Raw genomic sequence first — 8,281 nt, 5'->3', positions numbered from 1 at the left:
CAGCCCGGACGATCGAGGCGTAGGATGGGTGGAGCGCGGCAGTGCCTGGACAAGAAACCCGATGCCGAACGCGCGAAACCCATGCGGCCGCAATCGCTTGTTTTCCGGCCGATGCCAGGCACAATCTGCCCACACCCGCATGGGTTTCGCGCGCTGGAGGGCGGTTTTCTTACTTAAGAACTCTCGCGCTCCACCCATCCTACGCCTCGGTCTTCCGAGGTGGATCGATGCGCCACCGGCTGTGCCGGCGTTCCGCTGGAAGGCCTATGCTGGCCGTGGACCAGCTCGGACGATCGAGGCGTAGGATGGGTGGAGCGCGGCAGTGCCAGGGCAAGAAACCCGATGCCGAACGCGCGAAACCCATGCGGCCGCAATCGCTTGTTTTCCGGCCGATGCCAGGCACAATCTGCCCACGGCCGCATGGGTTTCGCGCGCTGGAGGGCGGTTTTCTTGCTTGAGAACTCTCGCGCTCCACCCATCCTACGCCTCGGTCTTCCGAGGTGGATCGATGCGCCACCGGCCTGCGCCGGCGTTCCGCTGGAAGGCCTATGCTGGCCGGGATGACTTCCTATAGACGTCTTTTTCTGCCCGGCGGCACTTACTTTTTTACCGTGGCCGCGCGCCCACGCGGAACCCGGCGCCTCGTCGAACGCGCCGAGCTGCTGAAAGCCTGCATCCGCGCGGAGCAGCGGCTCGCGCCGTTCTCCATTCTGGCCGCGGTCATCATGCCGGACCACCTGCACATGGTCTGGCGGCTACCCGAGGGCGACAGCGACTATCCAAACCGCTGGCGGCGAATCAAGGCCCGGTTCTCACGCGCGCTCCCGATGCCTCCACCCATCGTGGCGCGGCGGGGCCGCGGCGAGCGCGAGATCTGGCAAAGACGGTACTGGGAACATGCCGTCCGCGATGAAGCGGAATTGGCCGCGTGCATCGGCTACGTCCACGCCAACCCGATCAAGCATGGCTACGTGGAGCGGCCGGAGGAATGGCCGCATTCCACGTATCTCGCGTGGAGAGAACGCCAACGGCGATGAAGGGCCGCTTGGCAAGAGCGGCCGGGCGGTTCTATAAACTGAATCACCGGGCGCATCCGCGCCCGCCCCTCCCACGGCAACGCTCCATGACCTCCCCTGCCCTGACGCTACGGCCCGCCACCGAAGCCGACCTGCCCTTCCTGCTCGCCCTGCGCAAGGTCACCATGACGGAGCACCTGCGCCGCGCCGGCGCGCCGGACGACGACGGCCATCACCTGGAGCGCATCCGCCACCGCTTCGAGGACGCGCACATCGTCTGGGCGGACGACCGCCCCGCAGGGCTGTTCAAGGCATCCCGGGACGCCGCCGCCTGGCGCGTGGTCCAGATCCAGATCGACCCCGCGTTCCAGGGCCAGGGCCTGGGCCGGCGCCTGCTGGCCGAGCTGCTGGCCCAGGCCGACGCGCAAGGCGTGGCGGTCACCCTGAGCGTGCTGCATGGCAACCCCGCCCGGCGCCTCTACGAGTCGCTGGGCTTCACCCCCATCGAGGAGAACCGGCTGGAAATCGAAATGCGTTATCCCTCCCGGCGCGCCGGTTGAAAATTTTTCTCCCCCGGGTGGAATAAGGCCGGGGCCGGCAGCGTCTGTGGAAGGCAGTCCCCAAAACTTTCCCTATCCGCGAGGCACACCATGCGCAAACACATCGCCGCAGCCCTGGCCCTTACTTCCGCCGCCCTGTTTTCGGCCGGCGCCCTGGCCCAGGCCGTCAAGACCCAGGACGGCGTCCTGGTCAACAGCGCCGGCATGACGCTCTACACCTTCGACAAGGACTCGGGCGGCAAGAGCGCCTGCAACGACCAGTGCGCCAAGATCTGGCCTCCCCTCATGGCCAGCGCCGACGCCAAGCCCATGGGCGACCTGACCGTCATCACCCGCGACGACGGCACCAAGCAATGGGCCAGCAAGGGCAAGCCGCTGTACACCTACGCCAAGGACGCCAAGGCCGGCGACAAGACCGGCGACAACTTCAAGGAAGTCTGGCACGCGGCCAAGCCCTGACCCCGCGCCGCGCCCCCCTCTCCCGCTGCCGACCATGCGCGCCGACGACGAAGCCCTGATACTGGCCTGCATCCCCAGCCTGCGGCGCTATGCCCGCGGGCTGACGGGCGATCCCCATCGGGCCGACGATCTGGTGCAGGACACGCTTGAGCGCGCATGGAGCCGCTATTCGCGCTGGCAGCGGCGGGGCGAGCTGCGCGCCTGGATGTTCGGCATCATGCACAACCATTTCATCGACGGCGTGCGCGCCACCAGCCGGCGGGCGGAGCAGACCGCCCCGGGCGAGCTGCCCGATGCGCCGGTGCGCGCCACCCAGACCGACCACCTGGAGGTGCGCGACCTGGACCGCTGCCTGCAAGCCCTGCCCGCCGAGCAGCGGGAAGTGCTGCTGCTGGTATGCGTGGAGGACCTGTCCTATCAGGAAACCGCCCAGATCCTGGACGTGCCCATGGGCACGGTCATGTCGCGCCTGTCGCGCGCCCGGGAAAAGCTGGGCCTGCTGATGCAGGGACGCGACGCCGTCAACCGGCTCCACCGCGTGAAATGACATGAACGACAAACGCCTCCACCCGGTGCCCGCCCAGGGCACCCCCATCACCGAAGCCGATCTGCATGCCTATGCGGACGGCCAGCTGCCGCCCGCGCGGCACGCCGAAGTCGAATCCTTTCTCGCCACCCATCCGCACGACCAGACGCGGGTGGACGACTGGCGGGCGCAGCGCCGCGCGCTGCACGCCTTCCTGGACCCCGTGCTGGACGAGCCGCTGCCGCTGCGGCTGCCCCTGGCGCCGCCGGCGCGCCGCTGGCCCTGGCGGGCCTTGGCCGCCAGCGTCGCGGTTGCCGCGATCAGCGCCAGCGCGGCCTGGATTACCCGCGGCGCGATGGATGCCCGCCACTGGCAGGCGGTGCTGGCCACCGCCTCGCCGGAACGCGCCGCCGGCGGCTATGCGCAGCGCGCCGCCATCGCGCACGCCGTCTACGCGCCCGACATGGGCCGCCCCGTGGAAGTGGGCGTCGACAACGAAAAAGGCCTGGTCACCTGGCTCACCAAGCGCATGGGCGCGCCGGTGCGCGCGCCCTCGCTGTCGCAGGCCGGCTACGAGCTGATGGGCGGACGCCTGCTGCCCGGCGGCGCGGGGCCGGTCGCGCTCTTCATGTACGGCGCGCCCGACGGCCAGCGGCTGACGCTGTACGTCACCCGCGAGGCGGCGGGCGACCAGACCGCGTTCCAGTTCACGCAGGAAGGGTCCGTGCGCGTGTTCTATTGGGTCGAGGGGCAGTTCGGCTATGCGCTCTCCGGCGCCGTCAGCCGCGAGGAACTGCAACGCGTATCGCAAGAGGTCTACCGGCAATTGCAGGGCTAGGCGCGGCCGGCCTGGCGGGCCTCGTGCAGCATGTGCAGCGTGATCTTGCGGACCTCGGCCTTGCTCATTCCGATGTGCGAGCGCAGCAGCCGGCCGGCCTCGTCGGCCCGCCGCGCCAGCACCGCGCGCAGAATGGCCGCATGCTCGTCATAGGTGGCGTCCACTCGAAAATCCTTGGTGAAGTCCAGCCGCCGCACGATGCGGATTTTCTCGGTCACGTCGCGGTGGATCTGCGCCATTTCGGCGTTGCCGGCCGCCGACACCAGCGAGCAGTGAAAGGCCTCGTCCAGCTGCGCCACCAGGCGGCCGTCCAGGATGCGCTGGGGCGGCGGCGCCAGCCACACGTCGGCGAGCGCGCCCAGGATGCCCGCGCCGTCCATCGGCTCGCGCGCGCACAGCCTTTCCACGGCCGCCTGCTCCAGCACCACACGCACGTCGTACAGGGCCTCGAAGCGCTCGAAGTCGAACGGCCGCGCCTGCCAGCCGCTGCGCGGCTGCGCCAGCACGAAGCCTTCGCGCGCCAGCCGCGCCAGGCCCAGCCGCACCGGCGTGCGGCTCACGCCGAGCCGCGCCGCCAGCTCGGCCTCGGTGAAGCGCTCGCCGGGCAACATGCGGAAGTCGAACAGATCGTCCTTGATGCGCTGGTAGACCTGGTCGGCCAGCGAGCCGGCCAGGGCCGGAGCCGGCCGGATGCCCAGGCCGGCCTGCACGGATGCCAGGCGCCTCATCCGGCCACGGCGCAGGCCGCGTCCTCGGCCAGCACGATCAGCGGATCGCCCGCGTTCACCGGCTTGCCCGGCGCGCAGCGGATCGCCGTCACGATGCCGGACGCCGGCGCGATGACGGACAGCTCCATCTTCATCGCCTCGACCACGACCAGCGTGTCGCCGGCCGACACGCTCTGCCCCACCTGCACCGGAATCTTCCAGACGTTGCCGCACATGTCGGCGCTGACCAGGCGTTCCCCCTCGCGCAGCGCCGCGGCGGCCTCGGGCTCGGGCGGCGGCGCGGCCGGCTCGGCCGGAGCCTCCTCGGTTTTCCACAGCGCCACCTCGGCATCGAACGCGGCCCTCTGGCGGGTCTGGAACGCCGCGATGCTGTCCGCCTCTTCCGCCAGGAAGCGCCGGTGCGCCGCGAAGTCGAAGACTTCTTCCTCGATGCTCACGGCTGCCCGCCCTTCTCGGAAGTCCTCGCGCAGCCGGTCCAGCTCGGCCTCGGTCACCGGATAGAAGCGCACCTGGTCGAAGAAGCGCAGCAGCCACGGCTTGCCCTCCTGGAACACCGGATTCCTGAGGAACTTGTTCCAGATCGGCAGCGTGCGGCCCACGAGCTGATACCCGCCGGGCGAATCCATGCCGTAGATGCACATGTAGACGCCGCCGATGCCGACCGTGCCTTCCGCCGTATGGGTGCGCGCCGGGTTGTACTTCGAGGTCAGCAGGCGGTGGCGCGGATCTATCGGCACCGCGCAAGGCGCGCCGAGGTAGACGTCGCCCAGTCCCATGATGAGGTAGCTGGCGTCGAACACAATGCGGCGGACGTCGTCGCGCCCCGCCAGGCCGTTGATGCGCCGGATGAAATCCACATTGTTGGGGAGCCAGGGCGCATTCGCGCGCACGGTCTCCTGGTAGCGCCGCACCGCGCCCAGGGTGGCGGAATCCTCGAATGCCATGGGCAGGCGCAGCACTCGCGTCGGCACTTTCAGGTCGGCCACGTCGGGCAGGCCGGCCTCGATCTCCAGCAGCCGCGCGACGAGGCGGCCCTGGGGGATGACCCCGCCGTCATAGCGGATCTGCAGCGATCGCACGCCGGGCGACAGTTCCAGCACGCCCGCGACCGGCTCGGCCTTGAGCGCTTCCATCAGCAAGTGCACGCGCATGCGCAGCGCCAGGTCCAGCACATTGTCGCCATACTCCAGCAGCAGGTAGCCGTCGCCGGCCTGCCGGTAGCACACGGACGGGCGCGTGCCCTCGGCCGGCAGGGCCGCCACGATGGCCTCGGACGCGGTGGCCGGGACCGGGGCCGGAGCCACGGCCGGCGTTGCCGGCGCCGCCAGTTCTTCCACGCGGCGGTCCTGCGCCTGTTCCAGCGCCCTGGCCTGCGCGTAGTCGATGCGCACGAAGCGGATGCGGTCGCCGGGCTTGACCTGGCCGACCTTCCACAGCTCCGCCCGCGCGATGGTGACGGGGCAGACGAAGCCGCCCAGGCTGGGGCCGTCGCGCGTCAGGATGACCGGGCTGTCGCCCGTGAAGTTGATGCTGCCGATGGCGTATTCGCAGTCGTGGATGTTGGAGGGGTGCAGCCCGGCCTCGCCGCCGCTTTCGCGGGCCCAGGCGGGCTTGGGCCCGACCAGGCGCACCCCCAGCCGGTTGGAGTTGTAGTGCACTTCCCAGTCGGCGGCGAAAAACGCCTCCATCGATTCGGGCCGGAAAAAATCCGGCGCGCCGTGCGGACCGTAGAGCACGCCGATCTCCCAGGCGTTGCCGTAGGCGGGGATGAGTTCGGGCGGCGCGGCCCGCGGCGCCGCGATGGGCGCGGCCGCGCCGGCGCCCGCCAGTTCCGGCCGCAGCAGGGGCAGCATATCGCCCACGCGCAGGGTGCGGCCGGCATGGCCGCCGAACTGGCCCAGCGCGAAGGTCGAGCGGCTTCCCAGGTAGACGGGCACGTCCAGGCCGTTGCGCACCGCGAGGTAGCTGCGGCAGCCCGACAGCGCCCGGCCGGTAACCAGCACCTGGCCGGAACGCACCGCCACCGGCTGCCACATCGGCACCGGTTCGCCGTCCAGGGTGGCGGCGCAAACCGCGCCCGTCAGCGCCACGATGGCGTCGCCGTGAAAGCGCAGGGTGGGCCCGGCCAGCGTAGCCTCGATTCCCGCCGCGTCGGCCGCATTGCCGACGATGCGGTTGGCCATGCGGAAGGCGTAATCGTCCATCGGCCCCGAGGGCGGCACGCCGATGTCCCAGTAGCCCACGCGGCCCGGGTAATCCTGCACGCTGGTGTAGGTGCCCGCTTCCAGCACCTCGATCGCCGCGGGCCGGTAGTCGAAGCTTTCCAGGAAGCGCGTGGAGATCTCGCCGGCGCGAAAGCGCGCGTCGGCCACGATCTGCCGCAGATAATCCAGGTTGGTGGCGATGCCGTGCAGGCGCGTCGCGGCCAGCGCCTCGGACAGCTTGTCCAGCGCGGCCTCGCGCGTTTCCGCGCGCACGATCAGCTTGGCCAGCAGCGGGTCGTAGAAGGCCGGCACCTCGGTGCCCGTCTCCACCCAGCCGTCCACCCGCACGCCCCGCGGAAACGCAACCTCGGTCAACACGCCAGGCGAAGGCTGGAACTGGCGCAGCGGGTCTTCGGCGTACAGCCGCACTTCGATGGAAGCGCCTTGCGGCGGGCGCGACAGGGCCTCGAAGTCCAACGGCTCTCCCGCCGCCACGCGCAGCATGCACTCCACCAGGTCCAGGCCGGTGACCTCCTCCGTCACCGGATGCTCGACCTGCAGCCGCGTATTCACTTCCAGGAAGTAGAAGCTGTCGCGCGCCGGATCGTAAATGAACTCCACCGTGCCGGCCGAACGGTAGTTCACCGAAGCGCCCAGTTGCACGGCGGCCGCGTGCAGCGCCGCGCGCGTGGCCGCGGGCAGCAAGGGCGCCGGCGTTTCCTCGATGACCTTCTGGTTGCGGCGCTGCACCGAGCAGTCGCGCTCGCCCAGCGCCACCACGCGGCCCGCGCCGTCGCCGAAGATCTGCACCTCGACATGGCGGGCGTTGTCCACGTAGCGTTCCAGGAACGCGCCGCCGTCGCGGAAGAAATGCTCGCCCATGCGCTGCACGCTGTCGAACGCCACGGTCAGCTCGGCCTCGTTCTCGCAGCGCGACAGGCCGATGCCGCCGCCGCCCGCGGTGCTCTTGAGCATCACCGGGTAGCCGATGCGCTCGGCCTGCGACAGCGCCTCGCCCAGGCTGCCCAGCAGGCCCGTGCCGGGCGTCATCGGCACGCCGGCTTCGGCCGCCAGTTCGCGCGAGCGGTGCTTCAGGCCGAACTCGCGGATCTGCGCCGGCGTGGGCCCCACGAAGGCGATGCCCGCCGCTTCGCAGGCCTGCGCGAACTCGGCGCTCTCGGACAGGAAGCCGTAGCCGGGATAAATGGCCTGCGCGCCCTGCTCGCGCGCGGCGGCCAGCAGCAAGTCCATGCGCAGGTAGCTGTCGGCCGCCTTTTCGCCGCCCAGGGCCACGGCCACGTCGGCCTCCCGGACGTGCGCGGCATTGCGGTCGGGATCGGAGTAGACGGCCACGCTGCGGATGCCCAGCCGCTTGAGGCTGCGGATGGCGCGGACGGCGATTTCGCCGCGGTTGGCGATCAGAACGGTATCGAACACGATTCGGCTCCCAGAGGTCTGGCGGGGGTTAGCGGGGCGCGGCGCCAAGGCTGGCCAGATAGGCCCGCCAGCCGCCGAACGCGGTGATGTCGAGCGCGCCTTCCAGGCCGCGCGGTTCGCAGATGAAGCCCTTGACCTGGCGGCCGTCCTCCAGCTCCAGCGTGCCGATGCCCAGCGGCGCGGGGATTTCCGCCACGAAGGCGCCGAAGGCCGGCAGGGGCACGTCCCAAAGCTCGACCTCGATGGGCTCGCCGGCGCCGGACTTCACCAGGCCGGGCTTGGGCGGCGTGGTGCCGGCCAGCGCATACAGCCGGTAGTCGCCCGCCGTGCGGGTCCGCTCCACGAACGCGGCGCGGCGCGAGGTCAATTGGTGGTTCAGCGGCATGCCGGTAAGGTGCGCGCCCACGACGGCCACGCGCACGGTGTGCGCGGCGGGTTGCGGCGCGGCGGCGGACGCGGGCAGGGGCGCGCCCGTCGCGCCCAGCGGCAGGCCTCGGCTCGCCTGCCACTGGC

8 protein-coding genes are annotated in these 8,281 nt (G+C 70.7%); 5 read left to right on the top strand and 3 right to left on the bottom strand.

Going from position 1 to position 8,281, the window contains the following annotated elements; genetic code table 11:
- Positions 1-548: 548 nt before the first annotated feature.
- From ADE01S_RS30835 to ADE01S_RS30815, 5 genes are all read left to right on the top strand, one after another.
- Positions 549-1,037, top strand: coding sequence for an REP-associated tyrosine transposase (locus ADE01S_RS30835; RefSeq protein ID WP_232481938.1), 489 nt, complete (start codon positions 549-551; stop codon positions 1,035-1,037).
- An 86-nt stretch (positions 1,038-1,123) separates the two neighbouring features.
- Positions 1,124-1,576 (top strand): GNAT family N-acetyltransferase, encoded by a 453-nt coding sequence (locus tag ADE01S_RS30830; RefSeq protein WP_062685564.1) that lies wholly within the window; start codon positions 1,124-1,126, stop codon positions 1,574-1,576.
- 90 nt (positions 1,577-1,666) lie between these two features.
- Positions 1,667-2,035 carry a COG4315 family predicted lipoprotein gene (locus ADE01S_RS30825; protein ID WP_062685563.1) on the top strand — a complete coding sequence of 123 codons (369 nt, stop codon included), beginning with the start codon at positions 1,667-1,669 and terminating at the stop codon, positions 2,033-2,035.
- A 34-nt stretch (positions 2,036-2,069) separates the two neighbouring features.
- Positions 2,070-2,582, top strand: coding sequence for an RNA polymerase sigma factor (locus tag ADE01S_RS30820; RefSeq protein WP_062685562.1), 513 nt, complete (start codon positions 2,070-2,072; stop codon positions 2,580-2,582).
- Between the two features lies 1 nt (position 2,583).
- On the top strand, positions 2,584-3,399 hold the full coding sequence (locus tag ADE01S_RS30815) for an anti-sigma factor family protein (protein WP_062685561.1): 816 nt from the start codon (positions 2,584-2,586) through the stop codon (positions 3,397-3,399).
- Here ADE01S_RS30815 and ADE01S_RS30810 read toward each other — a convergent pair.
- The 3 genes from ADE01S_RS30810 to ADE01S_RS31895 form a co-directional block, all read right to left on the bottom strand.
- Complete coding sequence (locus ADE01S_RS30810; protein ID WP_062685560.1) at positions 3,396-4,127, bottom strand: GntR family transcriptional regulator; 732 nt, start codon at positions 4,125-4,127, stop codon at positions 3,396-3,398. The genes ADE01S_RS30815 and ADE01S_RS30810 overlap by 4 nt on opposite strands.
- Entirely contained in the window at positions 4,124-7,768 is a 3,645-nt protein-coding gene (gene uca / locus ADE01S_RS30805) for an urea carboxylase (RefSeq protein WP_062685559.1), read from the bottom strand. Before uca ends, ADE01S_RS30810 begins: the two co-directional genes overlap by 4 nt.
- 28 nt (positions 7,769-7,796) lie before the next feature.
- The coding region (locus ADE01S_RS31895; protein WP_444540242.1) for an allophanate hydrolase-related protein at positions 7,797-8,281 on the bottom strand (485 nt) is incomplete at its 5' end.

The sequence above is a fragment of the Achromobacter denitrificans NBRC 15125 genome (assembly GCF_001571365.1).
GTDB classification, from domain to species: domain Bacteria; phylum Pseudomonadota; class Gammaproteobacteria; order Burkholderiales; family Burkholderiaceae_B; genus Achromobacter; species Achromobacter denitrificans.
This window is presented reverse-complemented; position numbering and strand designations above follow the sequence as displayed.